The 26235-nt window shown below is 76.0% G+C and carries 19 protein-coding genes; 18 read left to right on the top strand and 1 reads right to left on the bottom strand.

Annotation, left to right across the window (positions count from 1 at the left end):
• From ACFXAM_RS26495 to ACFXAM_RS26445, 11 genes are all read left to right on the top strand, one after another.
• On the top strand, positions 1 to 3262 hold a 3262-nt coding region (locus ACFXAM_RS26495; RefSeq protein ID WP_380294784.1), incomplete at its 5' end, for an amino acid adenylation domain-containing protein.
• Positions 3259 to 8886, top strand: coding sequence for an amino acid adenylation domain-containing protein (locus tag ACFXAM_RS26490; protein WP_380294782.1), 5628 nt, complete (start codon positions 3259 to 3261; stop codon positions 8884 to 8886). The genes ACFXAM_RS26495 and ACFXAM_RS26490, both read left to right, overlap by 4 nt.
• Positions 8883 to 10412, top strand: coding sequence for a class I adenylate-forming enzyme family protein (locus tag ACFXAM_RS26485; RefSeq protein ID WP_380294780.1), 1530 nt, complete (start codon positions 8883 to 8885; stop codon positions 10410 to 10412). The genes ACFXAM_RS26490 and ACFXAM_RS26485 overlap by 4 nt, the downstream gene beginning before the upstream one ends.
• Entirely contained in the window at positions 10409 to 13480 is a 3072-nt protein-coding gene (locus ACFXAM_RS26480; RefSeq protein WP_380294778.1) for an amino acid adenylation domain-containing protein, read from the top strand. Before ACFXAM_RS26485 ends, ACFXAM_RS26480 begins: the two co-directional genes overlap by 4 nt.
• Positions 13481 to 13485: 5 nt before the next feature.
• Positions 13486 to 13719, top strand: coding sequence for an MbtH family protein (locus ACFXAM_RS26475; protein WP_380294776.1), 234 nt, complete (start codon positions 13486 to 13488; stop codon positions 13717 to 13719).
• Positions 13716 to 14006: a hypothetical protein gene (locus ACFXAM_RS26470; protein WP_380294774.1), complete on the top strand. Its 291-nt coding sequence runs from the start codon at positions 13716 to 13718 to the stop codon at positions 14004 to 14006. Before ACFXAM_RS26475 ends, ACFXAM_RS26470 begins: the two co-directional genes overlap by 4 nt.
• Entirely contained in the window at positions 14003 to 15451 is a 1449-nt protein-coding gene (locus ACFXAM_RS26465) for a condensation domain-containing protein (RefSeq protein ID WP_380294772.1), read from the top strand. The genes ACFXAM_RS26470 and ACFXAM_RS26465 overlap by 4 nt, the downstream gene beginning before the upstream one ends.
• Positions 15448 to 17373, top strand: coding sequence for a N,N-dimethylformamidase beta subunit family domain-containing protein (locus ACFXAM_RS26460; RefSeq protein ID WP_380294771.1), 1926 nt, complete (start codon positions 15448 to 15450; stop codon positions 17371 to 17373). The genes ACFXAM_RS26465 and ACFXAM_RS26460 overlap by 4 nt, the downstream gene beginning before the upstream one ends.
• 209 nt (positions 17374 to 17582) lie before the next feature.
• Positions 17583 to 18839, top strand: coding sequence for a WD40 repeat domain-containing protein (locus tag ACFXAM_RS26455; protein ID WP_380294770.1), 1257 nt, complete (start codon positions 17583 to 17585; stop codon positions 18837 to 18839).
• A 770-nt stretch (positions 18840 to 19609) separates the two neighbouring features.
• A complete protein-coding gene (locus tag ACFXAM_RS26450; protein WP_380294769.1) occupies positions 19610 to 19750 on the top strand; it encodes a hypothetical protein in 141 nt (46 codons plus the stop codon).
• A gap of 66 nt (positions 19751 to 19816) precedes the next feature.
• A complete protein-coding gene (locus ACFXAM_RS26445; protein ID WP_380294767.1) occupies positions 19817 to 20350 on the top strand; it encodes a MarR family winged helix-turn-helix transcriptional regulator in 534 nt (177 codons plus the stop codon).
• 145 nt (positions 20351 to 20495) lie between these two features.
• Here ACFXAM_RS26445 and ACFXAM_RS26440 read toward each other — a convergent pair whose 3' ends face one another.
• Positions 20496 to 21323, bottom strand: a complete 828-nt coding sequence (locus ACFXAM_RS26440; RefSeq protein WP_380294765.1) for a BTAD domain-containing putative transcriptional regulator — start codon at positions 21321 to 21323, stop codon at positions 20496 to 20498.
• Positions 21324 to 21576: 253 nt separating this feature from the next.
• Between ACFXAM_RS26440 and ACFXAM_RS26435 the strand changes: the two genes are divergently transcribed.
• From ACFXAM_RS26435 to ACFXAM_RS26405, 7 genes are all read left to right on the top strand, one after another.
• Entirely contained in the window at positions 21577 to 22326 is a 750-nt protein-coding gene (locus tag ACFXAM_RS26435; RefSeq protein ID WP_380294763.1) for a hypothetical protein, read from the top strand.
• 48 nt (positions 22327 to 22374) lie between these two features.
• Positions 22375 to 23514, top strand: coding sequence for a hypothetical protein (locus ACFXAM_RS26430; protein ID WP_380294761.1), 1140 nt, complete (start codon positions 22375 to 22377; stop codon positions 23512 to 23514).
• 45 nt (positions 23515 to 23559) lie between these two features.
• The gene (locus tag ACFXAM_RS26425) at positions 23560 to 23991 is read left to right on the top strand and encodes a hypothetical protein (protein WP_380294759.1); all 432 of its coding nucleotides are present in this window, start codon (positions 23560 to 23562) and stop codon (positions 23989 to 23991) included.
• A 122-nt stretch (positions 23992 to 24113) separates the two neighbouring features.
• The gene (locus ACFXAM_RS26420) at positions 24114 to 24260 is read left to right on the top strand and encodes a hypothetical protein (RefSeq protein WP_350547294.1); all 147 of its coding nucleotides are present in this window, start codon (positions 24114 to 24116) and stop codon (positions 24258 to 24260) included.
• 14 nt (positions 24261 to 24274) lie between these two features.
• Positions 24275 to 24793, top strand: a complete 519-nt coding sequence (locus ACFXAM_RS26415; protein WP_380294757.1) for a hypothetical protein — start codon at positions 24275 to 24277, stop codon at positions 24791 to 24793.
• A gap of 70 nt (positions 24794 to 24863) precedes the next feature.
• Positions 24864 to 25304, top strand: coding sequence for a hypothetical protein (locus ACFXAM_RS26410; RefSeq protein WP_380294755.1), 441 nt, complete (start codon positions 24864 to 24866; stop codon positions 25302 to 25304).
• The coding region (locus ACFXAM_RS26405; RefSeq protein ID WP_380294754.1) for a hypothetical protein at positions 25301 to 26235 on the top strand (935 nt) is incomplete at its 3' end. The genes ACFXAM_RS26410 and ACFXAM_RS26405, both read left to right, overlap by 4 nt.

Genomic DNA, 26235 nt, shown 5'->3' with positions numbered 1-26235 from the left:
GACCCCCGACACCGACGGCCCCGCCGGGCCCGACCGGCCGACCTCCTTAACCGACGGGCCCGCCGGGCCCGACCGGCCGACCGCCCTGACCGTCGGCCAGGAACGGCTCTGGTTCCTCGACCAGCTGGACCCGGGCGACCCCTCCTACAACATCCCCCTCGTGCTGCGCCTGACCGGCGAGCCGTCCACCGAGTCGCTGCGCGCCGCGCTCGACGGCGTGGTGGCCCGGCACGAGGCGCTGCGCACCCGCTTCCCCGCCGAGGACGGCCGGCCCACCGCCGTCGTCGACGCCCCGGCGCCCGTCCCGCTCGACCTCGCCGACCTGCGCGGACGGCCCGCGGACGAGGTGGACGCCGCCCTCGCCGCACGCGTCAACCGCGGCTTCGACCTCGCCGCCGGACCCCTGCTGCGCGCCGCCCTGCTGCGCACCGGAGAGCAGGAGCACGTGCTCTGCCTGGTGCTGCACCACATCGTCGCCGACGGCTGGAGCCTCGGCCTGCTGCGCACCGAACTCGCCGAGCGCTACGCCGCCCACCGCACCGGCGGCCCGCAGCCCGACCTGCCCGCCCCGCCCTCCTTCGCCGACCACGCCGCCGCCGAACGCGCCTGGCTGGCCGGGCCCGAGGCCGCCGAGGCGCTCACCTACTGGCGCGACCGGCTCGCCGGCGCACCCGCCCTCGACCTGCCGCTGGACCGGCCCCGGCCCGCCGAACCGAGCAGCGCCGGCGCCTTCCACACCCGGATCCTGCGCGGCCTCGGCCCCGAACTCGACGCCTTCGCCCGGGCCCGCCGGCTCACCCCCTTCATGGTGCTGGCCGCCGCCTACCAGGCCCTGCTGCACCGCTGCACCGGCCAGGACGACTTCTGCGTCGGCGTGCCCACCGCCGCCCGCACCACGGTCGACAGCGAACGGACCGTCGGGTACTTCTCCTCCGCCCTGGTGCTGCGCGCCGACCTCGCCGGCGCGCCCACCTTCGACACCCTGCTGCGCCGGGTGCGCGGCGACTGGCTCGGCGCGCTCGGCCACGGCCGGGTGCCGTTCGAGCAGCTCGCCGAGGACCTGCGCCCCGACCGTGACCCCGCGCGCACCCCGCTCTTCCAGACCCTGCTCACCGTGCACACCCAGAGCGGCGGCGCCCTCGGCGAGCACGCCTTCGCCGACCTGCGCTGCGTCGAGACCGACGGCGGCCACACCGCCGCCAAGTTCGAACTCGCCCTGGACGTCCGCCCCGACGGCGAGGACCTGCACGCCGTCTTCGGCTACCGCACCGACCTGCTCGACGAGGCGTGGACCGTCCGGCTCGGCCGCCGCTTCGAGACCCTGCTGCGCGCCGCGCTCGCCGCCCCGGACACCCCGGTCCACCTGCTGCCGCTGCTCGACGCCGAGGAACTCGCCGAGGCGGCGGCCGGCGCCACCGGGCCCGCGCTGCCCGCCCACCCGGCCACCGTGCTCGAAGCGATCGACCGGGCGGCCGCCGACCGGCCGGACGCCATCGCCGTCGAGGGGCGCGACACCCGCTTCACCCGCGCGGAACTCGCCGCCGCCTCGGGTGCGCTGGCCGCCCGGCTGACGGCCGCCGGGGTGCGCCGCGGCGACCTGGTCGCGTTCTGCCTGCCGCGCGGGCCGCAGGCCGTGGTGGCCATGCTCGCCGCCTGGCGGGCCGGGGCCGGCTACCTGCCGCTGGACCCGGAGTACCCGGCCGCCCGGCTCGCCTTCATGCTGACCGACAGCGGCGCCACCGCCCTGGTCACCGCGGACGGCGCGCCCGTCGACGGACTGCCCGCCGCCGTGCCGGTGCTCCCGGTGCTCCCGGTCCCCGGCGCCGGCGGCACCCCGCCCGCGCACGCCGCCGCCGGGCCCGACGACGCCGCCTACGTCATCTACACCTCCGGCTCCACCGGCACCCCCAAGGGCGTGCTCGTCCCGCACCGCGCGCTCGCCGCCCGGGTCGCCTGGATGCGCGAGGGCTACCGCCTCACCGCCGCCGACCGCGTCCTGCAGTACGCCTCGCTCTCCTTCGACACCTGTGCCGAGGAGGTGTTCCCGGCCCTCGCCGCCGGGGCCACCCTGGTCGTCGCCGAGGCCGGCGCCGCGCTGCCCGACCAGCTCGCCGAACCCGCAGCCGCCGGGCTCACCGTCCTCGACCTGCCCACCCCGTACTGGCACCAGCTGGTCGCCGACCTCGACGCCACGCCCTGGCCGGCGAGCCTGCGGCTGCTGATCCTCGGCGCCGACCAGGTCCGCCCGGAGGCCGTCGCCGCCTGGCGCGCCCGGTTCGGCGACACCGTCCGGCTGGTCAACTCCTACGGGCCCACCGAGACCACCGTCATCGCCACCACCGCCGACCTCGGCGCCGCCGACACCGGCCGCCGTCCGCCGATCGGCCGGCCCATCGGCGCCACCACCGTCGCCGTGCTCGACCGTCACGGCCGCCCGGTGCCGCCCGGCACGCCCGGCGAACTCGTCGTCGGCGGCGCCGGCGTCACCGACGGTTACCTCGGCCGCCCGGGCGCCACCGCCCGCGCCTTCGTGCCCGACCCGGACGGCCCGCCCGGCGCCCGCCGCTACCGCACCGGCGACCTGGTGCGCAGGCGCGCCGACGGCGCCCTGGAGTTCCTCGGCCGGATCGACACCCAGGTCAAGGTGCGCGGCTACCGGGTCGAGCCCGGCGAGGTCGAGTCCGCGCTGCTCGCCCGGCCCGGGGTGGGCCAGGCCGCCGTACTGGCCCGCGAGGACCGGCTGCTGGGCTACGTGGTGCCCGCCGGGCCGGCCGCGCCCGCGCCCGAGGACCTGCGCGTCGCGCTCGCCGCCACCCTGCCCGCCCACCTCGTCCCCAACGCCGTCCTCGTCCTCGACGCGCTGCCGCTCACCCCCAACGGCAAGCTCGACCACCGCGCGCTGCCCGACCCCGACACCCGCCCCGAACTGCGCGCCGCCTACCTCGCCCCGCGCACCGAGGCCGAGGAACTGGTCGCCGAGGTCTGGCAGGAGGTCCTGGGCCTCGACCGGGTCGGCGTCCACGACGACTTCTTCGACCTCGGCGGCCACTCCCTGCTCGCCACCCGGGTCGTCGCCCGCATCCGCGCCGCGGCCGACCTCGCCGTGCCGCTGCGCACCCTCTTCACCCACCGCACGGTGGCCGCCTTCGCCGACGCCGTCGAAGTCGCCCTGGTCGCCGAACTCGACGCGCTGTCCGACGCCGCCGCCGAGGAACTGCTCGCCGCGCAGGACGCCCTGGAAGGGACCGCAACGCCGTCATGAGCACCGAAACCGCCCCCACCCCGGCCCCTGCCGACACCCCGGCCGCCGCCGACGCCCCCTCCGCCGACACCCCCTCCGCCGACGCCCCCTCCGGCGCCGTCCCCTCCGCCGGGCTCACCGCCGCCAAGCGCGAACTCCTCAGCCGCCGCCTCAGGAACCGCACCGCGCCCCGGCAGACGATCGCCCGCCGCGCCGCCGACGCGCCCGTGCCGCTCTCCTACGCCCAGGAACGGCTCTGGTTCATGGAGCAGTTCGCCCCCGGCACCGCCGCCTACAACATCCCGGTGGTGCGCCGGCTGCGCGGCCCGCTCGACGTCCCCGCCCTGCGCCGCGCCCTGGACGCCTCCCTCGCCCGGCACGAGACCCTGCGCTCGCGCTACCCGGCCACCGACGACGGCCGCCCGCTGCTGGTCGTCGATCCGCCCGGCCCCGCCGACCTCACCCTCGCCGAGGCGGACGACCCCGCGCACGCCGAACGGCTGGTCGACGAGGCCGCCGCCGTCCCCTTCGACCTGGAGCACGGCCCGCTGCTGCGCGCCCACCTCGTCCGGCTCGCCGCCGACGACCACGTGCTGCTGCTCGTCGTCCACCACAGCGTCAGCGACGGCTGGTCCAGCGAGGTGCTGCTCGGCGAGGTCCTGCGCGGCTACGCCGCCTACGCCGCCGGGCGGCCCGACCCGCTGCCCGCACTCGCCGTCCAGTACGGCGACTTCGCCATCTGGCAGCGCGAACGGCTGAGCGGCGACCGGCTGGCCGCCGAGGTCGCCCACTGGGCGCGCGAACTCGCCGGCGTCGAACCCCTCGAACTCGCCTGCGCCGCGCCGCGCCCGCCGCGCCAGACCTTCGACGGCGCCGGCTACGGCTTCGAGGTCGACCGCCCGCTGCTCGACCGCCTCACCGAGCTCGGCAAGCGCCACGACGCCACCGTCTACATGGTGCTGCTCGCCGCCTTCCAGACCCTGCTGGCCCGGTTCAGCGGCCAGCGCGACTTCGCCGTCGGCTCGCCCATCGCCGGCCGCCCCGAGCCCGAACTCGAACCGCTGGTCGGCATGTTCGTCAATGTGCTGGCGCTGCCCGCCCGGCTGGAGGGCGACCCGACCTTCACCGAGCTGCTGCGCCGCACCCGGGACACCTGCCTGGAGGCCTACGCCCACCAGGAACTGCCCTTCGCCCAGCTGGTCACCGAGCTCAAGGTCCCCCGCGACGTCAGCCGCCCGCCGGTCTTCCAGGCCGTGCTCGCCGTGCAGAACTACGCCGTCCAGCGCGAGACCGCCGCCCCGGACGAACTGCCCGTCGAGGTCGAACCGTTCGGCGTGCGCGCCAGCGGCACCCGGTTCGACCTGGAGCTGTTCCTCCAGGAGTGGCCGCAGGGCCTGCTCGGCTCGTTCAACTACAACACCGACCTCTTCGCCGAGGCCGACATCGCCCGCCTCGGCGAGCACCTCGGCCGGCTGCTGACCGCGATCGCCGACCGCCCCGACGCACCGCTGTCCGCCCTCGACGACCTCCCCGAGGCCGAACGCGCCTTCGAGGTCGAGCGGTTCAACGACACCGCGACCGAGCGCCCGGCCACCACCCTCACCGCCCTGGTCGCCGAGCAGACCGCCCGCACCCCCGACGCCGTCGCCGTCTCCTTCGAGGACGGGGCCTTTCTGACGTACCGCCAGCTCGACGCGGCCGCCGACCGGATCGCCGTCCGGCTGGCCGCCGAGGGCATCGGCCCCGGCAGCCTGGTCGCGATCAGCGCCGAACGCTCGCCCGAACTCGTCGCCGGACTCCTCGGCGTGCTGCGCACCGGCGCCGGCTACACCCCGCTGGAACCCGGCTACCCCGCCGAACGGCTGGCCTTCCTGCTCGCCGACAGCGCCGCCCCCGTCCTGCTCACCCAGCGCCGGCTGCCCGTCCCCGACGGCTGCACCGCCCGCGTCCTGCTGCTCGACGACCCCGCCGAATGGCCCAAGGTCCGCGCCAAGGCCCCGCGCCCCGCCGGGCCGGCCCCCGACGACACCGCCTACCTGATCTACACCTCCGGCTCCACCGGCCGCCCCAAGGGCGTGCCCAACACCCACCGGGCCATCGCCAACCGCCTCCAGTGGATGCAGGAGACCTACCGGCTCGGTCCCGGCGACCGCGTCCTGCAGAAGACCCCGGCCGGATTCGACGTCTCCGTCTGGGAGTTCTTCTGGCCGCTGATCACCGGCGCCCGGATCGTGCTCGCCAAGCCCGGCGGCCAGAAGGACGCCGGCTACCTGCGCGACCTGATCGTGCGCGCCGGTGTCACCGTCGCGCACTTCGTGCCCGCCATGCTCACCGTCTTCCTCGCCGAGGACGGCCTGGAGCGCTGCGCGAGCCTGCGCCGGGTGGTGTGCAGCGGCGAGGCCCTGCCGCCCGACACCGCACGGGAGTTCACCACCCGGCTGCCCGACTGCGCGCTCGCCAACCTCTACGGGCCCACCGAGGCCGCCGTCGACGTCTCCTCCTGGGAGTGCGAAGGCCCGCTGCGGACCGTCCCGATCGGCCTGCCGATCGACAACACCCGCCTGTACGTGCTGGATTCCGCCCTGCGACCGGTACCGCCCGGCGCTCCCGGCGAACTCCACATCGGCGGCGCCGCGGTCGCCCTCGGCTACCACCGCCGCCCCGGCCTCACCGCCGCCCGGTTCGTCCCCGACCCCTACGGCCCGCCCGGCGCCAGGCTCTACCGCACCGGCGACCTCGCCCGCCGCCGCCCCGACGGCACCCTGGAACACCTCGGCCGGATCGACCAGCAGGTCAAGATCCGCGGCCTGCGGATCGAACCCGGCGAGACCGAGGCCGCCCTGCGCGCCCGGCCGGACATCGCCGACGCCGCCGTCGTCGTGCGCGAGGACCGGCCCGGCGACAAGCGGCTCACCGGCTACCTCGTCCCGGCCCCCGGCGCCGAGGAGCCCGACCCGGCCGCCCTGCGCGCCGCCCTCAAGCGCGTCCTCCCCGACCACCAGGTCCCGGCCGCCTTCGCCGTGCTGCCCGCCCTGCCGCTCACCCCCAACGGCAAGCTCGACCGCCGCGCCCTGCCCGCCCCGCAGCTGCGCCGCGACGCCGGCGCCGCCAAGCCCGCCACCGAGGCCGAGCGGGTGCTCGCGGAGATCTGGGCCGAGGTGCTCGGCCTGCCCGAGGTCGGCACCGACGAGGACTTCTTCGACCTCGGTGGCCACTCGCTGCTCGCCACCCAGGTCGTCGCCAAGGCCCGCAAGCGGCTCACCGAGGCCGGCGCCCGCCCGGTCAGCGTGATGGACCTCTTCACCTGCCGCACCGTCCACGACCTCGCCGCCCTCGCCACCCTCGACGAGCAGGACCGGGGCCCGCGCCGGCTGCTGCACCGGCTCACCCGGCCCGTCCCGGCCGAGCGCCGCCGGCTCACCCTGGTCTGCGTCCCCTACGGCGGCGGCAGCGCCGTCGTCTACCAGCCGGTCGCCGACCTGCTGCCCGCCGACACCGAACTGTGGGCCGTCGCGATCCCCGGCCACGACATCGGCGTCACCGAACAGCACCTTCCCTTCGACGAGTTGGCCGAGCAGCTGGCCGCCGAGGTGCGCGAGCGGGTCGAGGGCCCGGTCGTCGTCTACGGCCACTGCGGGGTCGGCACCGCCCTCGCCGTCGCCACCGCCCGGCTGCTGGAGGCCTCCGGCCGGGAGCTCGAAGCCGTCTACGCCGGCGCCCAGTTCCCGTTCGCCAAGCCCCGCAGCAAGGTGCTCACCGCGCTCAGCGGCATCGCCGCCCTGGAGCCGCTGCTCGGCGACCGGGTCTACCTCAACTGGCTCACCGGCATGGGCGTCGACACCTCCGAACTCGACCAGGAACAGGTCCGGTTCATCGTCGGCAACATGCGCCGCGACTCCAAGGCCGCCGAGGCGTACTTCACCCGGGCCATCGAGGAGGTCGCCGCCGGAGCGCCCCGGCTGCGCGCCCCGCTGGTCTCGCTGGTCGGCGACCACGACCCGGCCGCCGACTTCTACCAGGAGCGGTACCGCGAGTGGCTGCTGCTCGCCGAGCGCTCCGCCGTCGCGGTGCTCGACCAGGGCGGGCACTTCTTCGTCAAGTACCGGGCGGCGGAGGTCGTCGAGGCCGTCACCACCGTGCACCGCGCCGTCCTCGCCGGGCGGACCGACACCCTGCCGGCGCGCGGACCGGACAGCTCCTGGTGGTACCACGGCGAGACCGGCGCACCCGACGCCCCCGAGGAGGAGGCGGTCGCCGGGCCCGCCGCGGCGGAGGACGGCCCGCAGCCCAGCATGGGCCGCTTCCTGGCCGTCGCCGCAGGCCAGTTGGTCTCGATCACCGGCTCGGCGCTCACCGAGTTCGCGCTGCCGATCTGGATCCTGCTGGAGACCGGCTCGATGGCCCGCTACGCGCTCTACGCCGTCATCGCCATGCTGCCGGGCATCGTCGTCGGCCCGGTGGCCGGCGCCCTGGTCGACCGGCTCGACCGGCGCAAGGTGATGCTCGCCGGGGACGTCGCCGCCGGGGCCACCCAGGCCGCCATGCTCGCGCTGCTGCTCGCGGGGCAGTTGCACTCCTGGCAGGTCTACGTGCTGCTCGGCGTGCTCTCCGTCGCGCTCACCTTCCAACGCCTCGCCTACGCCTCCGCGGTGCCCCAGATCGTCCCCAAGCAGTACCTCGGCCACGCCAACGGCGTCGTGCAACTGGCTTTCGGAGCGGCACAGTTCGTCGTCCCGCTGGTCGCGGTCGCGCTGCTCGCCGCGATCGGCCTGCGCGGCATCCTGATCATCGACGTGGTCAGCTACACGATCGCCGTCGCCATCCTGCTGGCGGTGCGCTTCCCGCGCACCCTGCCGTGGACCAGGCGCGAACCGCTGGTGGAGGAGATCAAGCAGGGCTTCGGCTACTCCTGGCGCCAGCGCGGCTTCCGCTCCATGCTGCTCTGGTTCGCCGGGCTGAACGTCTTCCTCTCCCCGCTGTTCCTGCTCACCACCCCGATGGTGCTCGCCTTCTCCGACCTGGACGGCGCCGCCCGGGTCGCCGTCGCCGGTGGCGCCGGGGCCCTGCTCGGCGGCATCGCCATGGGCTTCTGGGGCGGACCGCGCCGTCACCGGCTGCGCGGCATGCTCGGCCTCGCCGCCGTCCTCGCCCTGGCCGGCGCCGTCACCGGCCTGCACGCCGGACTCTGGGTGATCGCCGCCGGCGCGTTCGGGATGTCCTTCGCGCTCTCCCTGGTCAACGGCGTCTACTCGACGATCGTCCAGGTCAAGGTGCCGCAGCGGTTCCACGGCCGGGTCTTCGCGCTGAACACCCTGGTCGCCTGGTCCACCCTGCCGCTCGGCCACGGCGTCATCGCCCCGCTCGGCTCGGCCGTGTTCGGCCCGCTGATGGAACCGGACGGCGCGCTCGCGCCGGTCTTCGGCCCGCTGATCGGCACCGGCCCCGGGCGCGGCATCGCGCTGATGTACGTGCTGTTCGGGCTCGCCATGCTCGTCCTGGTCGCCGTCGGCCTGCGGCTGCCCTCGCTCGCCCGCTTCGACCGCGAGGTGCCGGACGCCGAACCGGACGACCTGGTCGGCCTGCGCGAGCGCGCCCGGGCCGCCGCCGCCCGCCGGTCCTCGGACGCCGCCCGGGAGGCCGTGTGAACCGCGCCGTCCCCACCAGCCTGCCCCAGCTGCTCGCCCACCGGGCGGCCGCCCACCCCGAGCGGACCGCCGTCGTCAACGGCACCGACCGGCTCGGCTTCGGCGCCTGGCAGGCCCGCTCCGGGGCCCTCGCCGCCGCCCTGCTCGCCGCCGGACTGCGGCCCGGCGACCGGGTCGCACTGCGCCACGGCACCGCCGACTGGGCGGCCTACGCCGTCGCCCACCTCGCCGTGCTGCGGGCCGGCGGCGTCGCCGTCCCGCTCTCCGACCGGCTCGCCCCCGCCGTCACCGCCCACGCCCTCGCCGACTCGGGCGCGGCGCTGCTGCTGCACACCGGCGACGCCCCGGACCTCGCCGGGGTGCGCCCGCTCACCGAGGCCGACGCCGCCGGCCACCCCGCCGAGCCGGAGCTGCCGCCCGTCGACCCGGGCGCGCCGGCCCAGATCCTCTACACCTCCGGCACCACCGGCACCCCCAAGGGCGTCACCGCCACCCACGCCAACCTGGCGTACGGCTGCACCCTCGACGAACGCCGCCGCCCGCTGCGGCACTCGCAGGCCTTCCTGCACGCCTTCCCGGTCGGCACCAACGCCGGGCAGACCATGCTGGTCAACGCGCTCAACGCGCACGCCACCTGCGTCGCCGCCCCGCAGTTCACCCCGCTGCGGTTCGTCCGGCTGATCGCCGAACACGGCATCGGCAGCGTCTTCCTGGTCCCCGCCATGGCGATCGAACTGCTCGCCTCGGCGGCCCTGGCCAAGGCCGACCTCGGCGGCGTCCGACTGGTCGGCTCCACGGCCGCCGCGCTGCCCCAGCCGGTCGCCCTGGCGCTCAGCCGGGCCTTCCCGCGCGCCCAGATCACCAACTACTACACCTCCACCGAGGCCGCGCCCGCCCAGATCACCCTGCTGTTCGACCCGGAGCACCCCGACTCGCCCGGCCAGCCCGCCTCGCTCGCCGACCTGCGGATCACCGACGCCGACGGCCGCCCGCTGCCGCCCGGCGAGGCGGGCGAGCTGTGGCTGCGCTCGCCCACCGCGCCGCGCGGCTACCTCGGCGAGCGCGACCGGGCGGTGTTCCAGGGCGCGTGGGTGCGGATGGGCGACCTCGGCCGGATCGACGCCGACGGCTTCCTGCACCTGCTCGACCGGGAGAAGGACGTCGTCAAGTCCGGTGCCCACAAGGTCTCCACGCTCCAGGTCGAGAACGCCCTGCACGCCCATCCGCTGATCGCCGACGCCGCCGCGTTCGGCGTCCCGCACCCCGTGCTCGGCGCGGTGGTCGCCGCCGTCGTGGTGCCCGCGCCCGGCACCGAACCGCCGACCGCCGCCGCGCTGCGGACCTTCCTGCTCGGCCACCTCGCCGCGCACGAACTGCCGGCCACCGTGCTGTTCCGCGAGGCGCTGCCGCGCAACGAGGGCGGCAAGGTGCTCAAGCGCGAGCTCCGCCGGCTGGTGACCGGCGACGACCCCGTTCTGCCCACCACCGCCGGCGAGACCCCCACCACCAGCGAGGCCATCCGATGACCACCTCCCTCAGCCCCGCCCAGCACGGCATCTGGCTCACCGAGCAGACCCTCGACGCCGGCGCCGCCTACCACCTCACCGTCACGGTGGAGTTCACCGGACCGCTGGACGCCGGGGCCCTCGCCGCGTCCTGCGCCCGGCTCGTACGGCGCCACCCCGTGCTGGCCGGGCGGATCGATCCCGACGGCCCCGCTCCGGTGTTCGGGCCCGCGCCCGCGCCGGCGCTGCGGACCGTCGAGTGCCCCGCCGAGGACCTCGACAAGCTGCTCGCCGACGAGAGCGCGGCCCGCTTCGACCTCACGGCCGGGCCGCTCGCCCGGTTCACCCTGTACCGGACCGGCGCCGAGCGGCACGTGCTGCTGGTCACCGCGCACCACCTGGCCTTCGACGGCGAGTCCAAGGACCGGCTGGTCGCCGACCTCGCCGCCGCCCACCGGGGCGAGGCGCTCGTTCCGGCGGACCCCTCCCCGGCGGACCCCTCCCCGGCGGACCCTTCCCCGGCGGCTTCCTCCCCGGCGGCTGGGGAGCCGTCGCCCGCCCCGGCCACCGCCCACTGGGCCGAGCGGTGGCGCGAGCCGGGCCTGCCGCTGCTGCCCGGGCTGCGGACCGTCACCGACCCGGGCGCCGCGCCCGGCACCCTGCCCGGCCCCGGAGAGCGGACCGGGTTCCGGATCGACGGCGCCCGGCACGCCGCGCTCGTCGCGACCGCCGAACGGCTGGGCGTCACCCGCTTCGAACTGCTCACCGCCGCCTGGCACGCGTTGCTGCTGCGCTACGGCAACCCGGCGCCCGCCACCGCCGTCGAGCTGTCCGTCCGGCGTCCCGGCGAGCCGGTCGCCGTCGGGCTGGCCGTCAACGAACTCCCGCTGTTCACCGGGCCGTCGGCGCAGTCGCCGTTCGCCGCGTTCGCTTCTGCGGTGCGCGCCGAGCTGCGGGCGCTCTACCCGCACCGGGACGTTCCGCTCGGGCGTGCCGTCCGCGGCCTCACCCCGCGCACCGCCCTCACCCCGCTCTCCGTCAGCTACCGCCGCCGCCCCTCCGGCACGCCGGAGCCCGACTTCGGGCCCGGGCTCGCCGCCACCGTCCGCTGGACCGGCTTCGCGGGTACCTCCCGCAACCTCGTCAACCTCCAATTCGTCGACGGTGACGACGCGTTGGACGTCAGCCTGCAGTACCGGACGGAGGCGTTCGAGCCCGGCGCCCCCGAGCGGATCGCCGGCCACTTCGTCACCCTGCTGGAGGGCGCCCTCGCCGAGCCCGCCACCCCGGTCGGCCGCCTGCCGCTGCTCGGCGCCGGTGAACGGGACGCCCAACTCGCCGCGCCCGCAGCGGATCCCGGACTGCTCGGGGCGACCGTGCCCGCGTTGTTCGCCGCCCGCGCGGCCGCCACCCCGGAGGCCGTCGCCCTGGTCGCCGACGGCACCGCGTACCGCTACCGCGAGCTGGCCCGGCTGGTCGCGCACGCCGCCGCCGCGCTCACCCGGCACGGCGCCGGACCGGGCACCCCGGTCGGCATCGCCCTGCCGCGCGGGAAGGACCAACTCGTCGCCGTTTTGGGCGCCTTGGCGGCCGGGGCGGCCTACCTCCCGCTCGACCCGGAGTACCCCGCCGAGCGGCTCGCCTTCCTGCGCGCGGACTCCGGCCTCGCGCTGCGGATCACCCGGGAGCCGTCCGCGCCGGGCGACCTCGCGCCGGAGGACCTGGCGCCCAAGGTGGCGGACGCGGACCTGCCCACCGGACCGTCGCCGGACCACCCCGCGTACGTGCTCTACACCTCCGGCTCCACCGGCGCCCCCAAGGGCGTCGAGGTGCCGCACGGCGCGCTCGCCAACCTCCTCGGCAGCCTGCGCGACCACCTCGGCGCCCGCCCCGAGGACCGCTGGCTCGGCCTGACCTCGCTCTCCTTCGACATCTCCACCGTCGAACTGCTGCTGCCGCTGATCACCGGCGGCCGCGTCGTGCTCGCCCCGGAGGGCGCCCACCGGGACGGGGCCGCGCTGCTCGACCTCATCGCCCGGGAGGGCGTCAGCCACGTCCAGGCCACGCCCAGCGGCTGGCGGGTCCTGCTGGAGGCCGGTCTCGCGGGGACCGGTGGCGGCCTGACCGCGCTCACCGGGGGCGAGGCCCTGCCCGCCCCGCTCGCCGCCGACCTCGCCGCCGCCACCGCCCGGCTGGTCAACGTCTACGGCCCGACCGAGACGACCGTCTGGTCCACCCTCGCCGAACCCGCCGCCCCCGACGGCCGGGTGAGCATCGGCGAGCCGCTCGCCAACACCCGCGCCTACGTCCTCGACGAGCACCTGCAGCCCGTCCCGTACGGGCTGCCCGGTGAGCTGTACCTCGGCGGCGCGGGCGTCGCGCACGGCTACCGGGGGCGCCCCGGGCTGACCGCCCGCCGCTTCCTGCCCGACCCCTACGGCCCGCCCGGTGCCCGGATCTACCGCACCGGGGACCTCGTGCGGCGCCACCCCGGTGGCGGCCTGGAGTTCGCGGGCCGCGCCGACAGCCAGGTCAAGCTGCGCGGCCACCGCATCGAACTCGGCGAGATCGAGGCCCGGTTGGCGGAGCACCCCGCCGTCGCCCAGGCCGCCGCCACCCTGTACGGACCGGACGCGGACCGCCGCCTCGCCGCCTACGTCGTCCCCGCCGGGGCGGCGCCCGGCTCCGAGGAGCTGCGCGCCCACCTCGCGGCCACCCTGCCGGCCGCCGTCCTGCCGGGGGCCTACACCGTCCTCGACGCCTTCCCGCTCACGCCCAACGGCAAGCTGGACCGCGCCGCGCTGCCCGAACCGGCCGTCGAGCGCGCCGAGCCGGACCCGGCGCGGGAGGAGGGCGGACTCGACGCGACCGCCGCCGCCGTGCTCGCCATCTGGCGGGAGGTGCTGCGGCTGGACGACCTCGGCCCGGACGAGGACTTCTTCGACCTCGGCGGCCACTCGCTGCTGATCACCGCGATCGCCGCCAGGATCCGCCAACAGCTCGGCGTGGCCGTTCCGTTGGACGTCTTCTTCGACACCCCCACCGTGCGCGGCGTCGCCGCCGCCGTCACCGACCTGCGTCAGGAGTGAGCCCCGTGAGCCCTGTGAGCCCCACGAACCCCGAAGCCCCGTACCTGGTGGTCGTCAACGACGAGGAGCAGCACGCCCTCTGGCCCGCCGCCGCCCCGATCCCCGCCGGCTGGCGCGCCGAGGGGTTCGCCGGCACCGAGGAGGAGTGCAGCGACCACGTCGACCGCGTCTGGCCGGACATCCGGCCGCTCAGCCTGCGCCGCCGCCTCGCCGAGCAGTCCGGCGGAGCCGCCCGATGACCGCCCCTGCGCACCCCGCCGGTCCCGCCGGTCCCGCCGAGCTCGCCGCCGTGCGCGACCGCCTCGCCGAGCTGGTGTCCGCCGCCACCGACGGTCAGCTCACCGTCGCCGAACTCCTCGCCTCCGAGGAGTCGTTGACCGCCCTCGGGGTCTCCTCGCTCGCCCTGCTGCGGCTCGCCGACAGCCTGGAGGAGGAGTTCGAGCTGCTGATCGACCTCGGCGACCCCGCCCTGCACACCGACGGCCTGACCGCCCTCGCCGCCCGACTGCACGAGCACGCCGGATGAACGGAACGACCACCGCCGCACGCACCGGCCTCGCCGTCCCCTTCACCGGAACCCGGTCCGGGCGTGCCCCGCTCACCTGGGGCCAGCGCGCCATCTGGCACGCCATCGGCCGCACCGCGCCCAACGACCACTACTTCAACCTCGGCCGGATCCTCCCGCTCGCCGACCGGGGCGCGCCCGTCGACGGACCCCGGCTCGCGGCGGCCGTCGCCGCGCTGCTCGCCCGGCACGAGGCGCTGCGCACCCGGCTGACCCTCGGGGAGGACGGCGAGCCCGGCCAACTCCTGTGCGCCGACGGTGAGATCACCGTCGAGGTGCGCGAGGAGCCCGACCCCGAACGCACCGGCCGGGCCGCCGAGGACCTGCTGGCCGACCTCACCGGGCGGCGCTTCGACTACACGGGGGAGTGGCCCGTGCGGTTCGGCGCGGTGCGCTGCGGCGGGCGGATCACCCACGCCGTGTTCGCCCTGTGCCACCTCGCCTCGGACGGGCACGGCGCCGAGGTGCTGGTGCGCGACCTGCGGCTGCTGGCCCGGCGCGGTTCGGCGGGCCGCCCCGCCGCGGTCACCCCGTACGACCTCGCGCACCAGCAGCACGGCCCGGCCGGGCGCCGCCGGGGCGCCGCGGCGCTGGCCCGCTGGGAGGCCGACCTGCGGCGGATGCCGCCGACGATGTTCGCCGACCCGGTCGCCGAGCCGTGCGCGCCCCGGTTCTGGACCGGCCGGCTGGTGTCGGCGGCGCTGCCCCGGGCGGTCGACGCGCTGGCGGCCGTCCACCGGGTCAGCGGCTCCACCGTGCTGCTCGCCGCCAGTGCGGCCCTGGTCGCCGCCGACCGGGGCCACGCGGCGGCGGCCGTCATGCCGATCGCCGGGAACCGGGCCGCCGCCGACCACCGCGACCTGGTCAGCACGCTCTCCCAGGACGCGCTGGTCGTCCTGGACCTGCCCGAGGACCTCGACGGCGGCGCCGTCTTCACCGATCTGCTGCCGACCGCGTGGCGGGCCGCGCTGGCGGGCTACCGGGCGGCCGCCTACGACCCGGTGGAGTGGGACGCGCTGCTCGCCCGGATCGCCCGCGAACGCGGGACCGAGGTGCACCCGTACTGCTGCTTCAACGACATGCGGCTCGTCGAACGGCCGCTGAAGACCTCGGAGTTGCCTACGGCCGGGGAGCTGGCCGCACTTCGCTCCCGCACCGTGCTGGACTTCCCGGCCACCCAGGAGCTGGTGGCCTGCCGCTACTGCCTCCACCTCACCGGTGACGACTCCGCGCTCACCGTCACCCTCACCGCCGACACCGCCCACCTTCCGCCCGCGGCGATCCACGCCCATCTGCGGGCGATCGAGGAACTGGTGGTCTCCTCCGCCGCCGGAGCCCCGCCCCGGCTGGCGGCGCTGCCCGGCCTGCTGGAACGGTTCACCGACCGCGGGGACCAGGTCTCGTGACGGCGGGCGACCCCGTCCCGCGTCCGCTGGCCGAGGCCGGGGCGACGTCCTGCGTCCAGGGCGGCCGGCTGCGGTTCCGCCTCGGCGCGCGGGGCGTCGAGGGCCGACCGCTGCGCGGCCGGGTGGTCGTCACGGACGAGGTGAGCGGGGAGGTGCGGCTGAAGGCGGCCCTCGGCGGTGTCACCCGGTGGGACCTCGACGTCCCGGCGCACTGGCCGAGTTCGCTCTACCGGGCGAGCTTCCACGACGAGCGTCCCGAGCAGCCCGCGCCCGAGCGCGACGCCGAGCACGAGGTGTGGTTCGTGGTGCGCGCCGCCCGTCCCGGCTCGGCCTCCGGCATCCTGGTCTCGGTCCCGTTCGCCACCTGGCGCGCTTACCACCGGGCCGGTCAGCCCGGCCGCGGCCTCTACTACGCCGAGCAGCCCGGCCGCGCCGCCCGGGTCCGGCTCGACGCCCCCGGCGGCGGGCCGCCGCCCGAGCGCTGGGAGGAGCCGCTGCTGCGCTGGCTGCCCCGGGCCGGGTATCCCGTCGAGTACTGCTCCGGCTTCGACCTGGACGACCCGGGGTTCGCCCCCTCCCTCGCCCGGTACCGCCTGCTGGTGGTCAACGGGCACGACGAGTACTGGTCGGCCGGCATGCGCGACAGCGTCGAGGAGTTCGCCCGCCGGGGCGGCAACCTGGCGTTCTTCGCGGCCAACACGGCCTGGTGGCAGATCCGGGTCGAGGACGAGCCGGACGGCGGGCGCGCGATGGTCTGCCACCGCGACGCGGCCGCCGACCCGGTGACCGCCACCGACCCGCGCCGGGCCACCGTCGAGTGGTCCAGCTCCCCGGTGGACCGGCCGGAGAACGGCATGACCGGCGTCAGCTTCCGCCAGGGCGCCGGCGCGTGGGGCGACGGCATGGCGGTCATCGGCCGCGAGTCCTACACCGTCCGCTTCGCCGACCACTGGGTCTTCGAGGGCACCGGGCTCGCCGACGGGGACGCCTTCGCGCGGGGCTCGCTCGGCTACGAGACCGACGCCGCCGAACTCGACTGGTCCGCGGGCGTGCCCCGCGCCACCGGACGGGACGGCACCCCCCGCTCCTTCGCGGTGCTCGCCACCGCCGACCTGCGGCACTGGCGCCGCTACGGGCAGGGCGGCTGGGCGACCATGGGCGTCTTCCGGCTCGGCGCCGGGACCGTCTTCAACGCCGCCACCATCAACTGGGGCCGGGCATTGGGTGATCCGATCGTCGACCGGATCACCCGCAACGTGCTTGACCGCCTCGGCGGGGCCGTACCTGCGCCGCGCTGGCACACCGTCGGCCGGGCGGACGGGGTGCGGGCGCTCGCCGCCTGCGAGGGCCTGCTGTTCGCGGTGGCCGCCGACGGGACCACGCTGCTGCACCGGGAACCGTCCGACCAGAACCTCCCGTGGACGCCGTGCCCGCCGGCCGCCGGGCCGTCCCCGCGGATCCGCTGCCTCACCGCTCCGCGCGAGGCCGCCGGGCCGGTCCCGCTCGCCCTGCTCGCCGTCACCGAGGACGACCGGCTCCTCGTCCGCGACCCGGTCCCCGGCCCGGCCCCGTGGACGCCCCTCGGCCGCACCCCGCCCGGCACCGGCGCGCTCGCGATGTGCGACGGCACCCTGTTCGCCATCACCCCGCACGACGACACCCTGCACCACCGGCCCGCCACCGACCCGGACGCCCCCTGGCGCCCCCTCTGCCCCGCGGCCGGCGCCACCACCCTCGCCGTCCTGGGCGGCCGCCTCCACGCCACCACTCCCACCGGCCTCACCACCCGCCCCCCGACCACCACCCCCGAGCCCCCCTTCACCCCCACCACTCCCTTCCCCCCGGCCCTCACCCTCACCTCCCACGCCGGCCACCTCCTCACCACCACCCCCACCGCCCACCTCCTCACCCACCCCACCTGACCCCGCCCCCCGCCCGCGCCGATGCCGGAGCAGGAAGTCGGCGGGTCCGACTTCCCACTCCGCAGGGCAAACGCCTCCCGCCTACCTGCGGAAAGTCCATGGCCGGGCCGCAGGCTCCGGCCGGGCCCGCCAGAAACACCCCGACCGGCTGCTCGCGCACCCTTTGGGTCATGGCGGACCTGTCCGGCCGCATCACTAGAGTTCCGGCCATGAGTGACGACGTTCATGTGTCCGCTTCGGCATCGGATCCGTCGGGGGCGCAAGGGTGGTGGACGGACCTGCCATGGCTGGTGAACGCTGATCCGGAGCGGGTTCTGGGGTTGCCGGCTTCCGATGCGGATTCCGATGCGCGACTGATGGCTGCGGTCTACCGGGTGTCGGTGGACGTACACCGGGACGCGCCGGCGTGGGTGCGGCGGCAGTTGCTGGCCCTGGACGCGGCTCGGTACGGGGACCGGGAGTTGTCGGCACGGATTGCCGCCGTGTCAGTGGAGGATGTCGACACCGAGCCGTGGCAGGTGCTGTGGTCCACCGGCGCGCAGAGTGACCCGCACTTCCGGATGAACCCGTCCGGTCACACCGGCGGTGTCGACGCGGTGGTGACGTCCTTCTCGGACGGCCGCCACGTCGTGGTCACCGGCAGCAAGGACCGGACGGTCCGGGTGCGGGACCTTGAGACCGGCCAACCGGTCGGCGGGCCCATGAGCGACGTCAACGGCAGAGTGTGGGCGCTGGCGACGGAGGTCGTGGACGGCCGGCCGTGCGTCGTCACGGCCGGCGACTGGGCGGTATACGCGTGGGACCTGGCCACCCGCCGGCGGACGGGCGAGCTGCCGGGGATCAACGGTGAGGTGTGGTGTCTGGGCACGGCTGTCGTCCAGGGGCGACCGTGTGCGCTCGCCAGCGACGACGACGTGTCCGTGCGGGTCTGGGATCTGGCCGGTGGGGAACAGGTCGGCGAACTCACCGGACACGACGACTTCCTGATGGCCATCGACACGCTGGTGATCGATGGCAGGCCCCGTGCGGTGGGCTGTATGAGCGGTGGCAAGGTCTGGCAGTGGGACCTGACCACCGGACAACCGGTCGGGGAGCCCCTGCCGGGCCACGACGGCGAGGCGTGGGCGGTCGCGACAGCGGTCGTCAGCGGCAGAGCCCACGCGATCACGGCAGGTCACGACGCCACCGTACGCGTGTGGGACCTGGTCATGGGGCGGGAAGTCGGCAGGCTGGTCGGCCACGAGGGCACCGTGTCCGCGGTGGTGACCGCGGTGATCGGTGGAGAACTCCGGGTCGTCACCGGTGGTTCGGATGGAACGGTGTGCCTGTGGGAGCTGGCCGCCGGGCGGCAGATCGGCCGGGAGCTGGTGTTTCCCGCGCCGGTCCATGCGCTGACCGTGACCCCGGAAGGCTCGCTCGTGGTGGGCTTCGGCGGCGACGTCGCGGTCCTGTCCCTGCATGCCTGACCCTGACTCTACTGCGCCGTGAGCCGTTGGTGCTGTGACCGGACGGTTGCCGGTTCTGCCCCGACGATGAGGACAAGACGCACCCAGCGGCTGCGCAACCCGGCGCACCTGTGCGGCCACAGCACTAACCGGCGCGCGGGGCGGCTGCTGGAGCAGGAGCCCCCGCCTCTTCGGGAGGAGAAACGTTCACTCACCTTCCGCGTGGATGCGGAAGGCCGGTGGTGGAGCAGGAAGTCGGCGGGTTCGACTTCCTGCTCCGGAGGGGAAGCGTTTCTGCACGTTGGCGAGCTTGTGCGCGTGGCCGGCCCGCCTCTCCGCCCCCTCGCCCGCGCGGAGAAACGTTCACTCACCTCCCCAGCCGGTGCGCGCGGCGGCTGCTGGAGCAGGAAGTCGGCGGGTCCGACTTCTCACTCCGCAGAGCAGGAGCCCCCCGCCTCTTCGGGAGGAGAAACGTTCACTCACTCTCTGTGCGGATGCGGAGGGCCGGTGTTGGAGTGGGAAGTCGGCGGGTTCGACTTCCTGCTCCGGAGGGGAAGCGTTTCTGCACGTTGGTGAGCTTGTGCGTGTGGCCGGCCCGCCTCTCCGCCCCCCCGCCCGCGTGGAGAAACGTTCACTCATCCTCTGTGCGGGTGCGGAAGGCTGGTGCTGGAGTGGGAGGTCGGCGGGGTCGACTTCGTGCTCCGGTGGTGGGCGAGGGTGCCGGGTGAGGGAGCGCTCGCTCTTCGTGGGAGCGGGGGTGGGAAGTCGGAGGGTTCGGCTTCCTGGTGTAGGTGGTGGGGAGGGAGGGCGGGGCGACCGCGCGCACTCCGGTGGTCCAACTCATCTGCGACCCGGCCGAGTCCGGCCGGGTGTTCCGCTTCGAGGCGGTGCCCGCTCCGGTGAACGTCCCGGACATCACCACCAACCCGTAGCCGTGCGCGGAGCCGATCAGGGCTGCTCCGGTACGGTGTGAGCTTCGAGAGAAGGGGTCGGAGCGGATGTCCACAGCACCCGGGGACGGTCTGAGCGCGGACGAGGCGGTCCGGGCGATGCTGCTGTTCATGCCGAGGGTGGCGGCCCGGCTGAAGCGCACGCCGGTGCCCGAGCAGCTCCGCTCGGCGAACCTGGCGCCCCGGCACCTGTCGATGCTGTCCTATCTGCTCTTCGACGGGCCGATGCCGGTGAGCCGGCTGGCGGCGCGCCTGGAAGTGGCGCCGACGACGGTGAGCCTGATGGTCAGCGACCTCAGCCGGCAGGGCGTGGTGGAGCGCAAGGCCGATCCGGCCGACCGCCGCCGCACCATCGTCACCATCACCGAGGAACCGGAGACCAGGGCGGCGATCGAAGGCTGGCTGGCCAACGGCGCCGCGGCCTGGCGCAGCGCCTTCGAGCCGCTGGCCCCCGCCGAGCGGGCCCTGTTCGTGCGCACCATCGAGGCCTACGAGAACGGTGCCGCCGCTTCACCCCGCTGCCCCGCCGCCACAGCACCGCGTCCCGGGTCCGCCGGGGGACGCGGACCCGGGACGCGGTGAAGTCGCGCCGCTGACAGGCGCGTCCACCGGGCCCCCGTCGGGTCGGGGCCCGGCTCTGCGACTACGGTGGACCAGGCCCGCAGGGGTGTCAACGCGCACCGGCCCGCGCTACCCGAACGGGCAACGCCCCTCGCCCGCAGGGGAGTCAGACCCGCCCGAGCAGCGGGTCCTGGCGCAGGATGGCGCGGTGGACGCCGGCGAGCTCGGCGCCGGGCTCGATCCCGAGCTCCTCGACGAGCCGGCGGCGGGTCCGCTGGTAGAGGGCGAGCGCGTCCGCCTGCCGGCCGGTGCGGTAGAGCGCCCGCATCAGCAGCGCCTGCGGCTGCTCCCACAGCGGGTGTCCGGTGGCGAGCCGCCGGAGCCGGGCCACCGCCTCCTCCGAGCGGCCGAGCGCGAGGTCCGCCTCGGCGATCAACTGCTCGACGCCGAGCCGGATTTCGTCCAGACGGGCGGCCTCCCACTGGAACGCGGGGAGGTCCTGGAGCCCGCCCAGCGCCGGGCCGCGCCAGAGCGACAGGGCGGCCCGGGCCGATGCGTGGGCGGCGGTCGGGTCGCCGGCGGCGAGCGCGGCCCGGGCGGCGTCGAGGAGCCGTTCGGCGCGCCGGTAGTCGAGCTGCTCGTCCTGGACGGTGAGCTCGTAGCCGGACGGGCCGCCGAGCAGACGGGGCGCCGAACCGCCGGTGTCCCCGGGGCGGGCGAGGACGGTGCGCAGCCGGGAGACGTAGCTCTGCAGGGTGTTGAGCGCGCTCGCGGGCTCGCGCCCGCCCCAGACGTTGTCGATCAGCGGGCCGACCGGCACCGGGCGGCCGGGGGAGAGCAGCAGGGTGGCGAGCACCGCCCGCTGCCGGGCGCCGCCGATCGGCAGGCCGACGCCGTCGAACCGGATCTCCAGGGGTCCGAGCGCACGGAACTCCCACGCGCCGTGCACTCCGTCCGCTCTGCCGCCCGCTCTGCCGTCCGCTCTGCCGCTCACGCTGAGCCACCTTCCCTGTCGTTCGTGCTCCGGTGCTTTCCACCGTGAGCGAGCAGCGTGCTCTCTGCGCGTAGACGGTCACTCAACAGCGACTAAACGCTTTGACCGTGTGCAGACTTCGTCGGCGATCCACCGGCGCCTTACCCGGCTTCCCGGCCGCCCAATCCCGCCCTGCACGTGCTTTGCACGCGACTTGCACGCGCCGACGGACACGCTCTGTGGCGGATGACGGGAACCGACCGAGAGGGACGAGATGGACTTCCGCGACCGCACCCTGGTCCGACTGGCCGATCCGGAGCAGCGGGACCGGCTCTTCGACCAGCGGTCGCTGGAGAACCTGGTGGCCGCCGGCTACGAGACGGCGCCCGGCGTGGCCGGCCCGTACCGCGCGGACTTCGCCGACCTGCGGCTCGGCGTGCGGCTGGAGCACCCGGTCACCGCCGAGGGCGGCTGGTCGGCGCCGGGCGGCACCCGGCAGGAGGGCCGGTTCACCCTGACCGGCCTCGGCGGGCTCACCGCCGACGCACTGTGGCGCGGCAGCGTGACGGTGCGCACCGGTGCCGGCGCCGACCGGGTCGGTGCGGTGGACGGCGCACCCCTCGCTCCGGCCGACGGGCCGGAGCTGACCGTCCGCTACACCCCGGGCGCCGGGGCACCGCGCCCGGTGGCGCTGCCGGTGCTGGCGGCGTTGCTCGTCCGCGAGCGCGTCCGGCCCGCCGACCTGCTGGCCGAGAGCCGGGCGCTGGCCGACGCGCTGGGCGCGCTCGGCGCTGCGGCGGTGCCGGGCTCGGTGCCGCTGGCGCCGCGCGGCCGGGCCCAGGTCGGCTGGCTGGTGCCGCCGGACGTGTTCGACGACCCGGACTGGCCGGGCGGCTCCGCCGTCGCGGGGCCGGCCGGGCAGCGCGCCGCCCGTGCGGCGACGGCCGGACGGCTGCTGGCCGCCCAGGGGATCGCCCTGCTGGTGGTCCCCGACGCGACCGCCACCCCGACATCCCAGAACTGACCGCCTCCACCGTCCGGTTCACCGGCGGCAGAGCAGGAGAGGAAAGCCATGCCCACTGCGTACCCCTTTGTCGACATCGAGATCGACAAGTCCGGGCTGACGCCCCGCGTCCAGCCGTCCAGCGGGGTGATCGCGATCGTCGGCACCACCCCGGACGGAGCGAGCGGCGGGACCGCCGCCGTCAACGTCCCGTACGTCGTCACCACCCCGGACGAGGCCCGTGCCCTGTTCGGCCAGGACACCGTGCTGCAGAAGGGCCTGCTGCTCGCGCTCACCCAGGACCGGCTGCCGCAGAAGATCTACGGCGTGCGCACCAAGGGCACCGACCACGCCGCCGGACTGGCCGCCCTGGAGGCGGTCGACGACGTCTCCGTGGTCTGCCTGGCCGGCGTGACCGACATCGGCACCGACACCCCGCCGGCCGGTCTGCTGGCGCTGCGCGCGCACGTCGAGGAGATCTCCGCGAAGGGCCTGCGCCGGATCGGCGTCGCGATGATCGACCCCAAGGTGGAGAAGGCACCGGACTACGTCGCCAAGGTGGTCACCCCCGCGCTGCTCAAGCTGCGCAGCGACAGCGGCCGGATGGTCCTGGTCGCGGCCCGGGGCGCCGACGGCGACGTCGCCGCCGCGGCCGCCGCGGTGATCGCCGCGCACCCGCCGCACGTCTCGCTGCTGCTCAAGCAGGTCAAGGGGGTGCGGATCCCGAAGGAGAAGCAGTACGGGCCGTCGGAGATCATCGAGCTCTCCAAGGCCGGCCTCAACCCGGTGATCGACCCGGCGCTGATCGCGGGGGAGGGCCTGCACCTGGCGGAGGGCCAGACCTTCACCGCCGACCCCGCGTACGGCTACATCGACCTGCGGCGGATCGTCGACCACGTGGAGTTCCTGCTGCGGGCCGGGCTGATCGGCAGCGTCGGCGACGCCCGGATCACCCGCACCGGCCTGACGATGCTCAAGCAGCGCACCGAGGGCATCCTCGGCGGACTGCTGCGCGAGTCGGTGATCGCCGGCTTCGGGGTGCGCATCCCGGTGCTGGAGGTCCTCGGCCGCCCGGAGGCGGAGTGGACCCAGGCCGACCGGGACGCCGTGCACGCCGCGCGCGAGCAGCGGGCGGTCGACGTCCAGACCTCGATCACCTACGGCCCGGCCGTGCACCGTCTGCACGTCAAGCTCGCCGTCACCTACTAGCACCCCGCCAACCCGCCCGCCGAGGACCCCTGGGAGCCCGCCACCATGGCCGACTGGAACACCCGCCTGGCCGTCGCGTACATCGACGACGCCGGCAAGAGCGCCGAGATCGCCCCGATCGACTCCATGTCCACCACCTTCAACCTCAACGCCGAGCCGCTGCACTCGCTCGGCGCGACGCACATCGGCGTCGTCTACCAGCCGTCGCAGGTCAACTTCTCGATGACGGTGAAGGCCATCGGCCCGGCCGCCGCCGAGCTGACCGCGATCGCGCTGCGCGGCGGCCGGTTCGACATCGTCCTCCAGGAGCAGTCGGGCACCGACTGGTCCTACCGCACGGTGGTCATGTCGGACTGCGTGATCACCGCCTCCGCGCAGTCGGCGACCGTCGCCGGGGCGCCGACCGTGACCTTCTCCGGCTTCTCGCTCGCCGCGAAGGTCGAGGGCAAGTCCGGCCCGGCGGTCTCGATCCCCTGATCCGCGCGCCCGGCCCGGCGCCGACGGCCGCCCGCGCCGTCGGCCCGCTCGCGCCGCTCGCGCCGCCCGCGCCGCCCGCGCCACCGGCCCCGCCCGAACCCGTCACGAACCGAGGAGCGCACGTGCCCGAGGCCGCGCACTACCACTTCCCGGTGGAGATCGAGGTCGCCCACGCGCCCCAGGTCGACCACCAGGCCATCGCCGACCTCGTGCTGGAGCGGCTCACCGCCCAGCTGGAGGCGCTCGACCCCGCCCCGCGCCGGGACTGAGAGGGAGTCCGATCGTGTCGAGTTTCCAGCGGTACGGGCAGCCGTCCCTGGTCCTCTCGGACGGGGTGGTGACCGTACCCCTGTGGGCGGTGACCAGCCTGGACCTGAGCCGCCAGTACCAGTACGAGCGGACCGGGCCCGCCGAGGTGCGGGAGACCGTCGTGGTGTCCGGGCTGCTGGTCGGCCCCGAGCGGTCCGCCTGGCGGGCTGCGCTGGAGGTGCTGGCCGAGCACGAGACCGGGACCGGCGCCTTCACGGCCGGGTCCGTCGGCGCCGGACTCGTGGGCGCCGCCACCGGGGCGGCCCGGCAGCTGACCCTGCTGGCCGAGGCCACCATCCGCACCGACCTGCGGATCGTCGCCCTGTCCTTCGCCGAGCGGGCCGAACGCCGGGAGGTCGTCGAGGTCTCGCTGACCCTCGCCCACGCGCCCGAGTGGCAGGGCGGAGCGGACGTGCGGGCCGACGCGGCGGGGGCCGGCCTCTCGGCGCTCGCCGACTGGGCCGGCCGCCACGGCCAGGACGGCCGCCGATGAACCGCATGAGCACCCCCACGGACAACCCCATCAGCAACCCCGTGAACAACCCGCCGAGGGAGGGACACCGTTGAGACCCACCGCACCGATCCTCCGGCTGCTCACCCCCGCCGAGCCCGACCCGCTGCCGCCCGGCGCCACCGTGGTCGACGCCGCGCTGGACGGCGGCCTGCCCGAGTACCTGCCCCTCCACCCCGGCCTCGGCGTGTTCGTGGTGGCGGTGCTCGGCCGCGCCGACACCTGGTACGACGCCGACCCGGCCACCGTCGTCAGCACCCCGGCCGACCCGGGCCGCACGTTCCGGCTGGTGCTGCGCACCGACGCCGGCCACGTCGGCGCCCTCCCGCTGACCGCCGGGGCCCGGCGGACCGTCGAGCTGCCGGGCACACCCCGCCTCGCCACCGAGATCGCCCTGCTGGACTGGGAGTTGCGCGCCGGATCGGTGCAGGGGCCGGGCCGCCACGGCTCCCGGATCAGGCTCGCCTGGTGGGACCTCGGGGGTGCGCCGTGAGCGACTGGGCGCTGCGGATCACCGGCGGAGCTGCGCCGCTGGAGCTGTCCGGCGCGCAGACCCGGGGCGTGGTCACCCTGCGGGCCGAGGTGGCGCTGCCGTCCGGTCTCGCCGCCGCCACCGTACGGCTGACCGTGCGCGGCCTGGCCGATGCCGTCGCCGGCCGGATGCTGGCCGAACCGGGCCCGCTGGTGGCCGAGTTGTACCTGCACGGCGCGGCCGGCGCCGCCCGGCCGTTCGACCCGGCGGCCCGGGTGGCGGCCGCGGTCGTCGACCGGGCGGTGCGCCACCAGGGCCGGTTCGGGCCGGAGTTGGGACTGGACGGGATCGACGAGGCCTACCACCGGCTGTCGGCGGCCGCCCGCACCCCGGTGCCGGCCGGCGACCACCGCACCCAGGCGGCCGAGTTGGGCCGCCGGGCCGGTGTGGCCGTGCAGGTGCACGGCGAGCCCGTGCCGAGCGGACCGCTGCCCGCCGGGCCCAGCCACCTGGAGCACCTGGCCGGCCTGGAGCAGGCGCTGGCCGAGCACGACGGCCGCGGCGGGCGCGCCCTCGCGCTGTTCCGTGACGGCGTGCTGCACCTCGGCGCCCGCCCGGCCGCCCTGGTCGCCGTCCACGACGTCCGGCCGCGCTGGAGCGAGGAGTCGGCCGGTGCCCGCGCCGCCCGCCCGGCCGTCCGGCTCGGGCTTCCCGGCGACGCCCGGCTGCTGCCGGGCGACCTGGTGCGGCCCGGCGACGGGGCACGGCCGCTGTACGTCACGGCGGTGCGGCACACCCTCGACGGGACGCACGGCTTCACCACCGTGATCGCCGCCGTCGCCGTCACCGGTCCCGAGGACGCCTGGGACGGCCGCCCCGGCGCCGCCGACCGCGTCACCCTCCGCTCCGAGCCGGCCGCCGACCCGGCCGCCGCGGCCGCCCGGGCCGTCGC

Origin of the sequence: Kitasatospora sp. NPDC059462 (assembly GCF_042749955.1) — a bacterium.
In the GTDB taxonomy this organism is placed as follows: domain Bacteria; phylum Actinomycetota; class Actinomycetes; order Streptomycetales; family Streptomycetaceae; genus Kitasatospora.
The sequence above is the reverse complement of the archived record's forward strand: the minus strand, read 5'-3'. Positions and strand labels throughout refer to the sequence as shown.

What these genes read in the sequence shown, in the direction of transcription:
- ACFXAM_RS26490 (WP_380294782.1), top strand. Translation starts at nt 3,259, where the DNA reads ATGAGCACCGAAACCGCCCCCACCCCGGCCCCTGCCGACACCCCGGCC.
- ACFXAM_RS26480 (WP_380294778.1), top strand. Translation starts at nt 10,409, where the DNA reads ATGACCACCTCCCTCAGCCCCGCCCAGCACGGCATCTGGCTCACCGAG.
- ACFXAM_RS26470 (WP_380294774.1), top strand. Translation starts at nt 13,716, where the DNA reads ATGACCGCCCCTGCGCACCCCGCCGGTCCCGCCGGTCCCGCCGAGCTC.
- ACFXAM_RS26465 (WP_380294772.1), top strand. Translation starts at nt 14,003, where the DNA reads ATGAACGGAACGACCACCGCCGCACGCACCGGCCTCGCCGTCCCCTTC.
- ACFXAM_RS26455 (WP_380294770.1), top strand. Translation starts at nt 17,583, where the DNA reads ATGAGTGACGACGTTCATGTGTCCGCTTCGGCATCGGATCCGTCGGGG.
- ACFXAM_RS26445 (WP_380294767.1), top strand. Translation starts at nt 19,817, where the DNA reads ATGTCCACAGCACCCGGGGACGGTCTGAGCGCGGACGAGGCGGTCCGG.
- ACFXAM_RS26435 (WP_380294763.1), top strand. Translation starts at nt 21,577, where the DNA reads ATGGACTTCCGCGACCGCACCCTGGTCCGACTGGCCGATCCGGAGCAG.
- ACFXAM_RS26430 (WP_380294761.1), top strand. Translation starts at nt 22,375, where the DNA reads ATGCCCACTGCGTACCCCTTTGTCGACATCGAGATCGACAAGTCCGGG.
- ACFXAM_RS26425 (WP_380294759.1), top strand. Translation starts at nt 23,560, where the DNA reads ATGGCCGACTGGAACACCCGCCTGGCCGTCGCGTACATCGACGACGCC.